Origin of the sequence: Sphingopyxis panaciterrae (assembly GCF_011762125.1) — a bacterium.
GTDB classification, from domain to species: domain Bacteria; phylum Pseudomonadota; class Alphaproteobacteria; order Sphingomonadales; family Sphingomonadaceae; genus Sphingopyxis; species Sphingopyxis panaciterrae.
The window spans coordinates 628,933-644,005 of record NZ_JAASQN010000001.1; the positions used below are offsets into that span (position 1 = coordinate 628,933).

Here is a 15,073-nt window from a genome sequence, read left to right on the forward strand (position 1 = left end):
CTCGACCGCAGAATTTTCTTGAAATTTCAAAAATAGAAAATTACTGACCTAATCAGGCTTCAAAGAGCATAGGCAGGATTGTCGCTTTGATGCATGAGTTGTTGGTTCTTGCAAGGTGAAGTCCGTGAACATCGAATCCTCTTTCAAAGTCTCCACCGGATCGCTGAGCTTGCCGCAGCCCTATCTGCTGTTCCTCGGCGACACGACGCAGCGCGGCTATGCCAAAACCGCGCTCGGTCTGCGTGACTGGGCGCCCGAAAAATGCGTCGGCGAATATCGCTTGCCGGGCGCGACGGTCAGCGCGGGTCTCGAACAACTTACTCCTGCGCAGGCAGAGGCGCGGGGCGCGCAATCGCTGCTGATCGGCGTCGCGAACAGCGGCGGCGTGATTGCGGACGGCTGGGTTCCTTCGCTGTTCGAGGCGCTCGAAGCGGGGCTCGACATCGTCAGCGGCATGCATATGCGGCTGGCCGATATTCCCGGCCTCGCGGTCCGGGCGCAGGAGCTTGGCAGGCAGTTGATCGACGTTCGCGATCCGCCGCGCGGACTGCCGGTCGGGACCGGACGCAAGCGTTCGGGCATGCGGCTGCTCACCGTGGGAACCGACTGCGCGCTCGGCAAGAAATATACCGCGCTGGCCATCGCGCGCGCCTTTGCCGCACGCGGGGTCGATGCCGATTTCCGGGCGACCGGCCAGACCGGTATCATGATTGCGGGCGGCGGCGTGCCGATGGACGCGGTGGTTTCGGATTTCGAGGCGGGCGCTGCCGAACTGGTGAGCCCCGATGCGGCGCCCGGTCACTGGGACGTGGTCGAAGGGCAAGGGTCGCTGTTCCACCCCTCCTATGCCGCGGTGTCGCTGGGCCTGCTGCATGGGAGCCAGCCCGATGTCATCGTCGTCTGCCATGAACCCGGGCGCGAAGAGGTGATGGGCCGGCCAGGTTACAAGCTGCCGAGCATCGAGGAGACGATCGAGCTCAACCTGCGTCTCGGCGCACGCACCAATCCGGCGATCCGCTGTGCCGGGGTGTCGTTCAACACCGCGCATATGGACGCCGATGAAGCGGCCGCGCTGATGGCGGCCGAAAGCGAGCGGCTGGGATTGCCGGTCGCCGACCCGATCCGCGGCGGCGAGGCGTTCGACCGCCTTATGGACAGCTGCCTCGCATGAGCGCGGGCGCGGCCACGGCGTCAGGGGCGGGACCGTCGTGGTTCCAGCGCTTCCTGTTGCCGGGCTTTGCGTTCAAGGCCGTCGTGATCGGCGGCGGCTATGCAACGGGGCGCGAGCTGGCCGAATTCTTCCTGCCCAGCGGGCCGTGGGGCGGGCTGGCGGCGATGCTGCTGGCGATGCTGCTATGGAGCATCATCTGCGCCGCGACCTTCGCCTTTGCACGCAAGATCGGGGCGTTCGACTATCGCAGTTTTTTCGAAGGACTGCTTGGCCGGGCCTGGATTTTGTTCGAGGTCGGCTACGTCCTTCTCGTGACGCTGGTGCTGGCGGTGTTCGGCGCCGCGGCGGGCGAGATCGGCGCGTCGATATTCGGCTGGCCGCCGCTGGCCGGAACCGCGCTGCTCGCGGCCTCGATCGCGTTGTTTGTGACCTTTGGCAATGCGTCGGTCGAGGGATTGTTCAAATATGTCTCCTTCCTGCTCTACGGCGTCTACGCGCTGTTCATGGTCTTCGCGCTCAGCAGCTTCGGCGACGAGATTGCGGCGCGCTTTGCGGTGCCGGCGCCGTCGGACGGCTGGATCCTCGGCGGGCTGACCTACACCGGATATAATGTCATCGGCGCGGTGGTGATCCTGCCGGTCATTCGCCATCTGACCAGCCAGCGCGACGCGGTGGTTTCGGGCCTGATCGCGGGGCCGCTCGCCATGGCGCCCGCCATCCTCTTCTTTGTGGCGATGATCGCTTTCTATCCCGGCATCATGAACGAGACGCTGCCGTCGGATTTCATGCTGCGGCAACTCCAGATGCCGCTGTTCCACCTGTTGTTCCAGTTCATGATCTTTGCCGCGCTGCTCGAAAGCGGGGCCGGGTCGGTGCACGCGATCAACGAACGCGTCGACGCGGCGCGCCGGGCAAGAGGCGGGGCGCCGCTCGGCAAAAAGGCGCGAGGGGCAATCGCCGCGGCGCTGCTGATCGGCTGCATGTTCCTTGCCGATCGCTTCGGGCTCGTGACGCTGATCGCCAGCGGATACCGCTTTCTTTCATGGGTTTTTCTGGCGGTTTATGTCGTGCCGCTGCTGACGGTCGGGCTGTTTCGCCTCGTCCGCAGCCAGAATATGGCCGAGGAGCTCCGGTCCGCCGTGCAGGGGAATGTCGAATGACGAAGGTGGCGGGCTGGGCGCGCTTCCGGCGCTGGCTGAAGCGCATATTTCTGGGCCTTCTTGCCCTCTTGATCCTGCTGGTCATCGTGGGCGCGATCTATGAGGCGCTGGGGCGCCGGAACGCGGCGGCCAACTATCCGGCGCCCGGCAAGCTGGTCGATATCGGCGGGCGCAAAATGCACATCGATTGCCGCGGCACGGGATCGCCCACCGTCGTTTTCGAATCGGGACTGGGTACCGGCGGTACTATCGACTGGACGCTGGTCCACGACCAGATCGCGCATTTTACCCGCGCCTGCGCCTATGACCGGGCGGGGATCATGTGGAGCGACCCCAAGGACACGCCGCAGCGCGCCGCCGCGGTCGCCGACGACCTGCATGCCCTGCTGAAGGGGGCCGGGATTTCGGACCAGCTCGTGCTCGTCGGCCATTCGATCGGCGGGCCTTATATACGGACCTATACCGGGCGTTATGGCGATCAGGTCGCGGGGCTGGTGATGGTCGATGCGTCGCATCCCGATCAGGTCGCGCGGCTGGGCAAGGTCGCCAATACCAATGCCCATCCCGGACAGGCGGCGTGGATCATGCACACCGCATCCGCGCTGGCGTGGACGGGCGCCGTGCGCCTGGCGATGGCCAATGCCGGGCAGGGCAAATTGCCGCGCGCCGCCGCGGCGCGAATGGCCGCTTATGCCAGCGCGTCGGTGAAAGGCGCGACCTCCGAACTCGACGGTTTCGACGCCACGATGGACGACGCGCGCGCGGTTCGCAGTTTCGGGAACCGGCCGCTGGTGGTGCTGACCGCGATGGCGCCCTTCAAGCCCGCCGAGCTCAAGGGGCTCGGCATCCGGGCCGAAGACGGGGCGCGGTTCAAGCAGGAATGGAAAGTGCTCCATGCCGAGCAGACCGCGCTTTCGACGCGCGGCCGCCAGCAGATCGTGCCCGACGCGGGTCATTATATTCAGATCGACCGGCCCGACGTGGTGATCGACGCGGTCCGCGAGGTCGTTGGCGAAGTTCGCGCCGACCGGACATCGGCCGGCAAAGGGACCATCCGCTAGCCAGGAATGAAATGGCCGGCCGTGCGCGCCGGCAGGGAGATGAGATGATGAAGCGTAAGATTTTCTTCGGTGCGGCGGCGATGCTGCCGCTGCTGCTCGCCGCCAACACCCCGGCGCCCGACTATGACATCGTCATTCGCGGCAGCCGCGTGCTCGACGGTGCCGGCAATCCCTGGGTCAGCGCCGATGTCGCGGTGAAGGATGGCCGGGTCGTCCGCGTCGGCCAGGTCGCCGGACGCGGGGCGAAGGAGATCGACGCGACGGGACGCTATGTGTCGCCGGGATTCATCGACATGATGGACCAGTCGGGCGGCGTGCTGCTTAAGAACGGCGCGGCCGAGAATAAGCTGCGCATGGGCGTGACGACGGTGATCGCGGGCGAAGGCGGCACGCCGGTGCCCGCCGCCGAGATCCCCTCCTATTTCGGCCGGCTGGAAAAGCAGGGCATTTCGATCAACTTCGGCAGCTATTATTCGGCGACGCAGGCGCGGGTGAAGGTGATGGGCGACGGCGCCGGATCGCCGACCGCGGCGCAGCTCGACGAAATGGGCCGCGAAGTCAAAATCGCGATGCAGAACGGCGCCTTCGGCATCACCAGCGCGTTGATCTATCCGCCGAGCAGTTTCCAGACGACGTCGGACCTTGTCACCTTGGCGAAGGTCGCGGCGCAGTGCGACGGTTTCTACGCGACGCATATGCGCGACGAGAGCGAAGGGCTGGTCCAGGCGATCGAGGAAGCGATCGAGATCGGCGAGAAGGGCGGGGTGAAGGTCGAGATCTTCCACCTCAAAGCCGCCTATGCGCCGGGCTGGGGCAAGCTGATGCCGCAGGCGGTCGCGACGATCAACGCGGCGCGGGCGCGCGGGGTCGATGTCGCGGCGGACATGTATCCCTACACCGCGGGCGGCACCGGGCTGGAGATTATCGCGCCGAGCTGGGTGTGGGCCGACGGGGTCGAGAAGGGAATCGAGCGGCTGCGCGACCCGAAGGTGCGCGAGCGGATGAAGAAAGAGGTCGCGGCGGGGTCGATGCCCGGCTGGTCGAACCTCGTCCATGCGTCGGGCGGTTTCGGCAACGTTCGCCTCGCCAATGGTTTCAGCGAGAAATACAAGCCCTATCACGGCAAGAGCCTGGCCGAGATCGGCGCGGCGCTGAACCGCGATCCCGCCGACGTCGCGTGGGACATCTTGCTCGAAGGCCTGCCCAACCGCTCGGTCGCGCTCTATTTCATGATGAGCGAGCCGGATATCGAGACGGCGCTGAAACAGCCGTGGACCAGCATCGGCAGCGATGCGGCGGCGTCGGAGAAATTCGGCGAGATGGACGCGCTCGGCCTGCCGCACCCGCGCGCCTATGGCACTTTTCCGCGCATCATCGCCGAATATGTGAAGCGCCGTCATGTGCTGTCGCTGGAGGAAGCGGTGCGCAAGATGACCGGCTGGCCGGCGCAGCGCATGGGGCTGTCCGACCGCGGGCTGATCCGTGACGGAATGCGCGCCGATATCGTCGTCTTTGACCTCGACAAGCTCGACGATGTCGCGAGCTGGGAGAAACCGACGGCGTCGCCGACGGGGATCGAAACCGTGATCGTCAATGGCGTCGTCACGCTGGCGGACGGCAAGCACAGCGGCGCCAGGGCGGGTACGGTGCTGCGCCACGGCTGCGCGGGAGCCGCCAAGCCATGACCGCGGCGCTGACGCTGGATTATAAGGTGGAAAGCTTCGCACTCGCGAAGCCGTTCCGCATTTCCGGCCATGTCTTCACCGACTCGCCGGTCGTCGTCGTTACCGTTTCGGACGGCATCCATGAGGGCCGCGGCGAGGCGGCGGGGGTCTATTATCTGAACGACGATGTCGCGGCGATGACCGTTGCCATCGACGGCGTGCGCGATGCGGTCGCCGGCGGCATGACGCGCGATGCCTTGCAGCGGCTGCTGCCCGCGGGCGGCGCCCGCAACGCGATCGATTGCGCGCTGTGGGAACTCGAAGCGCGGCAAAGCGGTACCCCGGTGCACGCCTTGGCGGGCCTGCCCGAACCCCGCCCGCTGCGCACCACCTTCACGCTTGGCGCCGACGATCCCGATGTGATGGCGGCGGGCGCGCGCGACTATGCGCAGGCGCGCGCGCTGAAGCTGAAACTGACCGGCGATCTCGACATGGACATCGCACGCGTCGATGCGGTTCGCGCGGCGCGGCCCGACTGCTGGATCGGCGTCGATGCCAATCAGGGATTTGCGATCGGCGACCTCGATGCGCTGATCACCGCGCTCGCCGCCGCCGATGTGAAGCTGCTCGAACAGCCGCTGGCGCGCGGGCGCGAGGCCGATCTCGACGGCTACCAAAGCCCGATTCCGATCGCCGCCGACGAAAGCGTGTTGACCCTCGCCGATGTCGATGGGCTCGCGGGGCGCTTCGACGTCGTCAACATCAAGCTCGATAAATGCGGCGGGCTGACCGAGGGGCTGGCGATGGCGCGCCGGGCGCGCGAACTCGGCCTTGGCGTCATGGTCGGCAATATGGTCAGCAGCAGCCTCGCCATGGCGCCCGCCTTCATCGTCGGCCAGCTTTGCGACATCGTCGATCTCGACGGCCCGATCTTCCTCGCCGCCGACCGCACGCCCGCGATCGAATATCGCCGCGGCGATGCCTGGTGCGGCGAGGCGATCTGGGGACGCGGATAAACGCACGGAAAAAACCCAAAGAAAAACAGGGGAGAGAAGGACATCATGAAGAAGATCATGCTTGCGGCGATGGCGTCGGCCATGCTGGCCTTGCCGGCGGCGGCCGAGCAGGCGGCAACCTATATTCATGCCGGGCGGCTGCTCGCCGATCCGGCCAGTGGCCGGGTCGAGACGAACAAGACGATCGTCGTCGAGGGCGGCAAGGTCAGCGCCATTCGCGACGGTTTCGTCGGCGAGGGCGCTGTCGTCGACCTGCGCGATGCGTTCGTCATGCCGGGCTTTATCGACAGCCATGTCCACCTGACCTTTGAATCGGGCCCGACGAGCCGGCTCGATGCGGTGACCAAGTCGGCGACCGATCAGGCGTTCGACGGCGTCGTCTTCGCCAAGCGCACGGTGCGTGCGGGGTTCACGACGGTGGTCGACCTGGGGTCGGAGACCGAGGCGATCAACGGACTGCGCGATGCGATCGCGACCGGCAAGGTGGTCGGACCGCGCATCATCGCCGCGGGCGGGGTCGCGGCGCACGGCGGGCATGGCGATATCCACGGCTATCGCCAGGAAATCCTCGACCTGTTCCGTGCCAAGACATTGTGCTCGGGCGCCGACGATTGCGCGCGCGCGGTGCGGCTGGCGGTGCAGCAGGGCGCCGACATCATCAAGACCGCGTCGACCGGCGGGGTGATGTCGAACACCGCCGCAGGTCTGGGCCAGCAGATGAGCGACGCCGAACTGGTCGCGATCGTCGAGACCGCGCACCGGCTGGGCCGCAAGGTCGCGGCGCATGCGCATGGCACCGACGGGGTCAACGCCGCGCTGCGCGCCGGCGTCGATTCGGTCGAGCATGGCACCTATATCGATCCCGAATCGATCCGCCTGTTCAAGGCGAAGGGCAGCTACCTCGTCCCGACATTGCTCGCTGGTCATACGGTGTCGGAGCAGGCCGAGACCGCCGACTGGATGCCCGATGCGGTCCGCGCCAAGGCGCGCACCGTCGGGCCGCTGATGGTCGACGCGCTGCGGCGGGCGCATGAGGGCGGCGTCAAAATCGCCTTCGGCACCGATTCCGCGGTGTCGAAGCATGGCGAGAATGCCCGCGAATTCGCGCTGATGGTCGAAGCCGGGCTGACCCCGCTCGACACGATCCGCGCCGCGACCGTCTGGGCCGCGACGCATGTCGGGCTGGAAAACGAGATCGGGACGCTCGGCACCGGCAAGGCGGCCGACATCGTCGCGGTCAGGGCCGATCCGCTGACCGATGTCCGCGCGCTCGAGACCATGGCGTTCGTGATGAAGGGCGGCGCCGTCGTCCGGGCTGCCGACGAATAATCCATCCGCCCGGTGCGCCCCAACCGGGCCGCCGGGCACAATATTTGGGTCGGGTGCGACAGGGCGGCCCGAAGAGACGAGCCGGGAGATAATCTATGCGATCGTTCAAGCAGTTTATGCTGTTGCCGCTCGTCCTGCTGCTGGGGATTGGCGCCGTGGGGCAGGCGGTTCCGCCCGCCTCGGTCGCGACGAAGAGCGCCCCGGCCGCAACCAACGCCGCCGCCGCCCCGACCGCGGGGCCGGCGCCAGTGGCGGCGCTGACCAAGCAGGACATCGATAGCTGGCTCGACGGCTATATGCCCTTCGCGCTCGAACGCGGCGACCTGGCGGGCGCGGTCGTCGTCGTGGTCAAGGATGGGCAGGTGCTGACCCAGCGCGGCTTCGGCTATGCCGACCTTGCCAAGCGGGCGCCGGTCGATCCCGAGCGCACGCTGTTCCGCCCCGGATCGGTATCGAAGCTGTTCACCTGGACCGCGGTGATGCAGGAGGTGGAGGCAGGCCGGATCGACCTCGACAAGGACGTCAACGCCTATCTTGATTTCAAGATCGCTCCCTATCGGGGCAAGCCCGTCACCATGCGCCAGCTGATGACGCACACGTCGGGGTTCGAGGAACATGGCAAGCGGACCATGTTCGAGGATCCGAAGTTCCAGATTTCGCTGGGCGATTATGTGAAGACGCCGCCGAAGCGCATCTATGCGCCGGGGACGACGCCGTCCTATTCCAACTATGGCACCGCATTGGCGGGCTATATCGTCGAGCGCGTGTCGAAGACGCCCTTCGACACCTATGTCGAACGGCGGATATTCCAGCCGCTCGGCATGACGCGGTCGACCTTTCGCCAGCCGCTGCCGTCGGCGTTCGCGCCGTGGATGGCGACGGGATATCGCAAGGGGTCGGCCGGACCCTCGAAATTCGAGATCGTCGGACCAGGACCGGCCGGGGCGCTGTCGGCGACCGGCGCCGACATGGGCAAGTTCATGATCGCGCATCTGGCGCAGGGGGCGGGGCTGATGAAACCCGAAACCGCGCGGATGATGCACGACACGCCGCTGACCATCCTGCCGCCGCTCAACCGTATGGAACTCGGATTTTTCGAAACCAACATCAACGGGCGCCAGGTGATCGCGCATCTGGGCGATACCCAGCTTTTCCACACCGCGCTTCACCTGTTCACCAACGAGAATATCGGCATCTATATGTCGTTCAACGCGACCGGCGAGCAGGCATCGGTCGGTCCGGTGCGCCGCGCGCTGTTCGAACAATTCGCCGATCGCTACCTTCCCGGCAATGAAATGCCCGCGACGCGGGTCGATGCGAAGACGTCGGCCGAACATGCCAAAATGCTCGCCGGCAACTGGCTCAACAGCCGCCGGGCGGAATCGAATTTCTATGCGCTGGCCTCGTTCATCGGCCAGATGACGGTGAGCGTCGATGCCAAGGGCAATCTGATCGTTCCGGCAGCGCGCGACCTGAATGGCGTGCCGGCGAAATGGGTCGAGACCGCGCCGTTCGTCTGGCACAATGCCAATGGCCATGGGCGGCTCGCCGCGCAGATCGTCGACGGCAAGGCCGTGCGCTGGAGCATCGACGGCATTTCGCCCTTCATGGTGTTCGACCGCGCCCCCGCGTCGAAATCGGCGGCGTGGTTGAAGCCCGCGCTCTACGCTGGTTTCGCGATATTGCTGATCACCTTGCTGCAATGGCCGGTGTCGGCGCTGATCCGCCGCCATTACAAGGCACCGCTGGCGCTGCAGCGCCGGTCGCTGCTGGCCTATCGCGGCGTGCGGGTTGCGGCGGCGCTGGTGCTCGCGATGATCGCCGGGTGGGTGATCAGCCTGTCGACGATGAAGGCGCTGCCATCCTTCGATCCGTGGCTGTGGTTCCTGCAGATCGCCGGGCTGATCGTGTTCGTCGGCGGCGTGGCTGTCGCGGTCTGGAACCTGCGCCTCGTCCGCCGGGAAAAGCGCGGCTGGTTTCGCACGCTATGGGCGGCGCTCATCCTGCTGGCGATGCTGCTGACACTGTACACCGCCTGGACCTTTGGCTTGATCGCGATGACGGTGAATTACTGATGGCACGCTTGAAACTCGGGGTTTCGGTCGAAAAGCTCAAACTGGCCGCGCCATTCCGTATCGCCAGCCGGACCTTCGACAGCGCCGATGCCATCGTCGTCACCCTCGACGACGGGTCGCATGTGGGCCGGGGCGAGGCGACCGGCGTCTATTATCTCGGCGACGATCTTGCCCATATGCTGGCGGCGCTCGAGCAGGCGCACGACGCGATCGAGGACGGGCCGTCGCGCGAAGAACTGCGGTCGATCCTGCCCGCGGGCGGTGCCCGCAACGCGGTCGACGCCGCATTGTGGGAGCTTGAATCGAAGCGCTCGGGCTTGCCCGTCTGGGCGCTGGCGGGCCTCGCCGCGCCGCGTCCGCTGCGCACGACCTTCACCGTCGGTGCCGACGAGCCGGCGCGGATGGCCGAAGCGGCGCGGGCCTATGCGCACGCCCGCTCGATCAAGATCAAGCTGACCGGCGACCTCGACCTCGACATCGCGCGGGTGTCGGCGATCCGTGCCGCGCGCCCCGATGTCTGGATCGGGGTCGATGCCAATCAGGGCTTCGCGATCGGCGACCTCGACGCGCTCGTCGCGGCGATGGTGGCGGCCGATGTGGCGCTGATCGAACAGCCGCTGGCGCGCGGGCGCGAGGCCGACCTCGACGGGTATCGCTCGCCGATCCCGCTCGCCGCGGACGAAAGCGCGCTGACGCTGGACGACGTCCCGGCGCTGAACGGCCGGTTCGACGTCTTCAACATCAAGCTCGACAAATGCGGCGGGCTGACCGAGGCGCTGATGATCGCAGAGGCGGCGCGCAAGGCGGACCTCGGCGTCATGGTCGGCTGCATGGTGTCGAGCAGCCTCGGCATCGCGCCGGGCTTCGTCGTCGGCCAGCATTGCGACATCGTCGACCTCGACGGGCCGCTCTTCCTGGCACAGGATCGCGCGCCCGGGCTCGTCTACCGCGACGGCACGATCTGGTGCGACGAAGCGGTGTGGGGCGCCCGCACGGCCGTCGCGGCATGACCACCGCACCGGAGCCGACCTGGTTCGGCCAGCCGCGCGGGCTGACCGTGCTGTTCCTGACCAATATGTGGGAGCAATTCTCCTACTATGGCATGCGCGCGCTGCTGGTCTATTATATGACCAAGGAGCTGCTGCTGACGCAGGGCCATTCGTCCTTCGTCTATGGCGCTTATACCGCCTGCGCCTATTTCACTCCGATCGTCGGCGGCGTGATCGCCGACCGCCTGCTCGGCAAGCGCCGCGCCGTCATCCTGGGCGCGACGATCATGGCGATCGGCCATTTCATGATGGCGTTCGAGCCGCTTTTCTATGCCGCGCTCGCGACGATCGCGATCGGCAACGGGCTGTTCCTCCCCAGCCTGCCGAGCCAGATCAACGACCTCTACACCGCCGGCGACGCCCGGCGCGGCTGGGCGTACAACGTCTATTATGTCGGCATCAACATCGGCGGTTTCCTGGCGCCCCTGATCTGCGGGACATTGGGCGAGCTTTACGGCTGGCATTACGGGTTCGGCGCCGCCGGCGTCGGCATGTTCGCGGGGCTGATCATCTATGTCTGGGGGCAGCGCTACCTGCCGCCCGAACCGCCGCGCGCGCCGACGGCCGACATGCCGCCGATGCGCTGGGCCGATCACAAGGGCACCTTCATGGTGCTGGCCGCCGTCGCGCTGTCGGTCACCGTCTTCCGCGGCGCTTATGAACAGGTCGGCAATACGGTCGCGCTGTGGGCCGACACCGGGCTCGATCGCGCGATCGGCGGGTGGACGATCCCGATGACCTGGTTCCAGTCGCTCAACCCGCTGCTCGTGATGCTGATGACGCCGCCGCTGCTCGCCTATTGGCGCCGCCGCGCCGATGCCGGGCACGATATGGCGCCGGCGCGGCGCATGGCGCTGGGCGCGCTCGTCGTCGCCGGCGCCTATCTGCTGCTCGCGGCGGTCGAATGGGGCAGCGGCGAGGCGAAGGCGCCCTGGTTCTGGTTCGCGATCTTTTTCGCCATCTTCACCTTTGGCGAGCTTTTAATCCTGCCGACCGGCCTTGGCCTCTTCGCGCGGCTGGCGCCGCCGCGGCTCGGCGCGACGACCGTTGCGGCCTGGTATCTCGCGATCTTCTCGGGCAGCCTGTCGGCGGGGCTTGTCGGGATGCTGTGGAGCCACACCGGCCATGCCGCCTTCTTCGCACTGCTGAGCGGTATCGCGGTCGCCGCGGCGCTGCTGCTGCGCTCGCTCGACCGCGCTGTCCGGCGGGTCGATCCGACGTGGGTTGCGAAGGCCGACTGACCGGCGCTGCCGGCGCTTTCGACTTCGCTCGATACGAACGCGATTGAGGATGGCGGGTATCGGCCGGGAGTTGCCGTCCCGTCCATCGTCACCCCGGACTTGATCCGGGGTCCCGCTGGACGTCGAAACCTGCGTTACCCTCAAAAAGCGGGATCCCGGGTCAAGCCCGGGATGACGAAGCTGTAGAAAGCGATGCCTGCTTCCCACCCCAAAGCGGCCGTCCACGGTGCGAACACAAAAAAGGGAGGCAGCGGCGGTACCGCGGCCTCCCGTCAGTAAGAGCGGACGATGTCCGTCGCTTCGTCAGAAATTGAGCTTCACGCCGCCCGAGACATAGCGGCCGATCACGTCATAGTTCGGCGTGATATAGGGGGTGAACGGCGGGTCGACGTCGAACAGGTTGTTGACGTTGCCGAACAGGGTGAACGGCCCCGCCTTGAACTGCAGCCCCAGGTCGACATAGGTGCGGCTGCCGTTGCGGTTGTTGACGATCGCTTCCTGCGTCGGGCCCAGCTGGGTGTTGTAGACGCCGCCGTCGACGTAACGAACGCGCAGGTTCGCGCCGATATCGTCGTTGTCGAAGGCGACCGTCGCCGAACCGCGCCATTTCGGGGTCGAGAAGGCGGTTTCGCCGCCGACGATGCCAGACACGTCGGTGCCGTTGATCTTCAGGTGGAAGACATGGTTGGCCAGCGCGCGGAAGGTCAGCTTTCCGTTGCCCAGCGCCATCCGGTACGATGCTTCGATATCGAGGCCGGTGGTGTTGTAATTGGCGAGGTTGCGATAGGTGTTCGTCATCGATTCGATGCTGCCGTTCGGCAGGCGGGTGATGACGCCGCCGCACGTCCGGTCGTTCGGATTGGCCGCATAGCATTGACGCAGCAGATCCTGCGCGGTCACCGTCGTGATCACATTGTCGATGTCGATCTCATAATAATCGACCGACAGGTTGAGCCCGGGAATATAGTGCGGCGAATAAGAACCGCCGAGCGTCAGCGTGTGCGAGATTTCGGGCGTCAGATTCTTGTTGCCGCCGCCATAGACGACGACATTGGCCTGCGGCGTGTTGACCGCGCCGCTGGCATCGGGGAACGGATCGATGACGTTGCCGATGTTGGTCGACCGGGTGAGGAAATATTCGGTGATGCTGGGCGAGCGGATGTCGCGCGAATAGACGGCGCGCAGCAGCAGGTCATTGACGACGCGCAGGGTGCCGCCGGTCTTCCACGACCAGATGCCGCCGCTGGTGCTGTAGTCCGAATAGCGCGCGGCGCCGTTGATATCGAGCTTCACCGTGCCGTCGACGTCGATCAGCGGCACGTTCACTTCGGCGAACGCTTCCTTGACGTTGAAGCTGCCGCCGGTGGCCGACGAATTGAGGGTTCCGAGCGCGTTCGCGAGCGACAGCGGATCGACATAGTTGGTCGTCTGCTTTTCCCAGCGCGCGTCGGCGCCGACCGCGATATCGACGGCGCCCGCCCAGGTCGAGAAGGGCTGGCCCGATAGGCTGGCGCCGACGGCGTCGAGCTTGGTCGTGGAGATCAGCTGCGATCCGCCGAAAGCCCAGGCAACCGCGTCGTCGGAGATATTGCCGTTGCCGAACAGGTTGATCGGCACGCAATTGGGATCGTCGTTGGCGGTCGATGCGTCGGCGTTGATCCGGCACACCGGCGCATTGTTCACCAGCACGGAATCGACACCCGCGTTGAAGCGCGCCTTGATCCGCTGGTTGTTCAGCCGCTGGTTGATCCGGATTTCGCCATGATCATAATAGGCATTGTAGCTCCAGCCGTTGCCGAATGTTCCCTCGAGCCCGATCGCGCCTTCGAGGTTGCGGCGGTTGAACTTGAATTTCAGCATCTTGTCGGGACCGACATCGTCGAGGACGCGGCCGAGGATGAATGGGCCGGTGACGCCGGCCGCCGCGAGCTGGTCGCGGTTCTGCTGGGTCAGGAAGGCGTTGTCGGGCATGATCACCGCAGTCGGCGTTTCAGGGAAGAAGCCGTAATTGCCGGTCATGCGATGATAGCTGAAATTGGCCCAGATCTTGAGCGAGTCGGTGATGTCGTAGCTGGCGCGGGCGAAACCGTTGATGCGTTCATACGGCGTGCTGACCGCGACATAGTCATAGATGTTCTGGCCGCCACCGCCGACGGTCGTCACGCCCTGGGTCACCTCGCCGAACGGAAATCCGCCGATATTGCCGTCGGGATTGAAGACGAGATTATAGGGGGCGCCGGTCAGGCCGAGGATCGAGCCGCCGTTATAGAGCTGGGTCGAATTGGGATCATTCACCAGTTCCAGCCGGCCGTCGGGGCGGAGAAATACGCCCGATTCAAGCTGCGGGCGGCTCTTGCGGTTGAGGATGCCGCGTTCGTTCATATAGTCGGCGGCGACCATGAAGTGGCCGCGGCCACCCGCGAAATCGGTGCCCCACGCGATATCGGCGCCATAGCGCGCGCCATCGCCGCGCGACGATACGCCGGTCTGCGCGCCCAGGCGCCAGCCGGTGAAATCATCGTCGAGGATGATGTTGACCACGCCCGCGACGGCGCCCGAGCCCCAGGCCGCGGAAGCGCCGCCGGTCACGACGTCGATGCGCTTGACCAGGCTCTGCGGTACGGTGTTGAGATCGGCGGCGCCCGAAAAGCGGTGCCCATCGAGCAACGTCAGCGTGCGGACCGGGCCGAGCCCGCGCATGTCGGCGGTCGAGACGCCGCTGCTGGTATTGCCGGTCGTCGTCGTCGGCGTCGATGTGGGGCGGAATTGCGGGGTATCGTTGAGCACCTGGGCAATGCTCGGGCGGTTGCCCAGCGCCAGTTCGGCCTCGCCGATCACCGTGGTCGGCGTCGGCGCGTCGAAGCCCGAACGCTGAATACGCGAACCCGTCACCACGATATCCTCGTCGCTGACCGCGAGCGGCGCTGCCGTTTCGGGCGCGGTCTGAGCATGGGCCGGGCTGTGGCATGCGATGGCTGTGAGCGCGGTGCTGGCGAGCCAGCCCAGTTGAACAATTTTCATAGAAATCCCCTTCACCGTCCTGGTGGCAACGCGGGCGAGCCCCGGCCGTGTCGTTTTTCCGAACGGTCCTGAATGAGACTGCTGCTTGCCGATATCCATAAGCGCAGACAAAATAGAAAATTTCAAGCCAGAAAGAGAAAAAATTTCAAAATCTGAAAAATCAGCGTTGCGAGATGGATATGGGCAAGCGGCGCGGGTTTCGCGCCGGCGCCGTCATCCTGTCGTCGATCGGGGACCCGCCGCGGTGGATGGGGTAGGGCCTATTCCTCGGCGAGGAGGTCGATTG

The 15,073-nt window shown here is 66.0% G+C and carries 10 protein-coding genes; 9 read left to right on the forward strand and 1 reads right to left on the reverse strand.

Annotated elements, in window-relative coordinates:
* Window positions 1–124 precede the first annotated feature (124 nt).
* The 9 genes from FHR22_RS02760 (at window position 125) to FHR22_RS02800 (ending at window position 11,766) form a co-directional block, all read left to right on the forward strand.
* On the forward strand, window positions 125–1,171 hold the full coding sequence (locus FHR22_RS02760) for a DUF1611 domain-containing protein (RefSeq protein WP_166938687.1): 1,047 nt from the start codon (window positions 125–127) through the stop codon (window positions 1,169–1,171).
* Complete coding sequence (locus FHR22_RS02765; RefSeq protein WP_166938690.1) at window positions 1,168–2,331, forward strand: YkvI family membrane protein; 1,164 nt, start codon at window positions 1,168–1,170, stop codon at window positions 2,329–2,331. Before FHR22_RS02760 ends, FHR22_RS02765 begins: the two co-directional genes overlap by 4 nt.
* Window positions 2,328–3,392, forward strand: coding sequence for an alpha/beta fold hydrolase (locus FHR22_RS02770; protein WP_166938692.1), 1,065 nt, complete (start codon window positions 2,328–2,330; stop codon window positions 3,390–3,392). The genes FHR22_RS02765 and FHR22_RS02770 overlap by 4 nt, the downstream gene beginning before the upstream one ends.
* A 47-nt stretch (window positions 3,393–3,439) precedes the next feature.
* Entirely contained in the window at window positions 3,440–5,077 is a 1,638-nt protein-coding gene (locus tag FHR22_RS02775) for an N-acyl-D-amino-acid deacylase family protein (RefSeq protein ID WP_166940682.1), read from the forward strand.
* Window positions 5,074–6,072 carry a dipeptide epimerase gene (locus FHR22_RS02780; protein ID WP_166938694.1) on the forward strand — a complete coding sequence of 333 codons (999 nt, stop codon included), beginning with the start codon at window positions 5,074–5,076 and terminating at the stop codon, window positions 6,070–6,072. Before FHR22_RS02775 ends, FHR22_RS02780 begins: the two co-directional genes overlap by 4 nt.
* Before the next feature lie 45 nt (window positions 6,073–6,117).
* Window positions 6,118–7,401, forward strand: a complete 1,284-nt coding sequence (locus FHR22_RS02785) for a metal-dependent hydrolase family protein (RefSeq protein ID WP_166938696.1) — start codon at window positions 6,118–6,120, stop codon at window positions 7,399–7,401.
* Window positions 7,402–7,496: 95 nt separating this feature from the next.
* A complete protein-coding gene (locus FHR22_RS02790) occupies window positions 7,497–9,476 on the forward strand; it encodes a serine hydrolase domain-containing protein (protein ID WP_166938698.1) in 1,980 nt (659 codons plus the stop codon).
* On the forward strand, window positions 9,476–10,486 hold the full coding sequence (locus FHR22_RS02795; RefSeq protein WP_166938700.1) for a dipeptide epimerase: 1,011 nt from the start codon (window positions 9,476–9,478) through the stop codon (window positions 10,484–10,486). The genes FHR22_RS02790 and FHR22_RS02795 overlap by 1 nt, the downstream gene beginning before the upstream one ends.
* A complete protein-coding gene (locus FHR22_RS02800; RefSeq protein ID WP_166938703.1) occupies window positions 10,483–11,766 on the forward strand; it encodes a peptide MFS transporter in 1,284 nt (427 codons plus the stop codon). Before FHR22_RS02795 ends, FHR22_RS02800 begins: the two co-directional genes overlap by 4 nt.
* Before the next feature lie 303 nt (window positions 11,767–12,069).
* Here the strand turns inward: FHR22_RS02800 and FHR22_RS02805 are convergent, their stop codons facing one another.
* The gene (locus FHR22_RS02805) at window positions 12,070–14,787 is read right to left on the reverse strand and encodes a TonB-dependent receptor plug domain-containing protein (RefSeq protein WP_166938705.1); all 2,718 of its coding nucleotides are present in this window, start codon (window positions 14,785–14,787) and stop codon (window positions 12,070–12,072) included.
* Window positions 14,788–15,073: the final 286 nt, after the last annotated feature.

Excerpts from the sequence above, each read along its gene's own strand:
- FHR22_RS02765 (WP_166938690.1), top strand. The coding sequence starts at position 1,168 with ATGAGCGCGGGCGCGGCCACGGCGTCAGGGGCGGGACCGTCGTGGTTC.
- FHR22_RS02770 (WP_166938692.1), top strand. The coding sequence starts at position 2,328 with ATGACGAAGGTGGCGGGCTGGGCGCGCTTCCGGCGCTGGCTGAAGCGC.
- FHR22_RS02775 (WP_166940682.1), top strand. The coding sequence starts at position 3,440 with ATGAAGCGTAAGATTTTCTTCGGTGCGGCGGCGATGCTGCCGCTGCTG.
- FHR22_RS02780 (WP_166938694.1), top strand. The coding sequence starts at position 5,074 with ATGACCGCGGCGCTGACGCTGGATTATAAGGTGGAAAGCTTCGCACTC.
- FHR22_RS02785 (WP_166938696.1), top strand. The coding sequence starts at position 6,118 with ATGAAGAAGATCATGCTTGCGGCGATGGCGTCGGCCATGCTGGCCTTG.
- FHR22_RS02790 (WP_166938698.1), top strand. The coding sequence starts at position 7,497 with ATGCGATCGTTCAAGCAGTTTATGCTGTTGCCGCTCGTCCTGCTGCTG.
- FHR22_RS02795 (WP_166938700.1), top strand. The coding sequence starts at position 9,476 with ATGGCACGCTTGAAACTCGGGGTTTCGGTCGAAAAGCTCAAACTGGCC.
- FHR22_RS02800 (WP_166938703.1), top strand. The coding sequence starts at position 10,483 with ATGACCACCGCACCGGAGCCGACCTGGTTCGGCCAGCCGCGCGGGCTG.
- FHR22_RS02805 (WP_166938705.1), bottom strand. The coding sequence starts at position 14,787 with ATGAAAATTGTTCAACTGGGCTGGCTCGCCAGCACCGCGCTCACAGCC.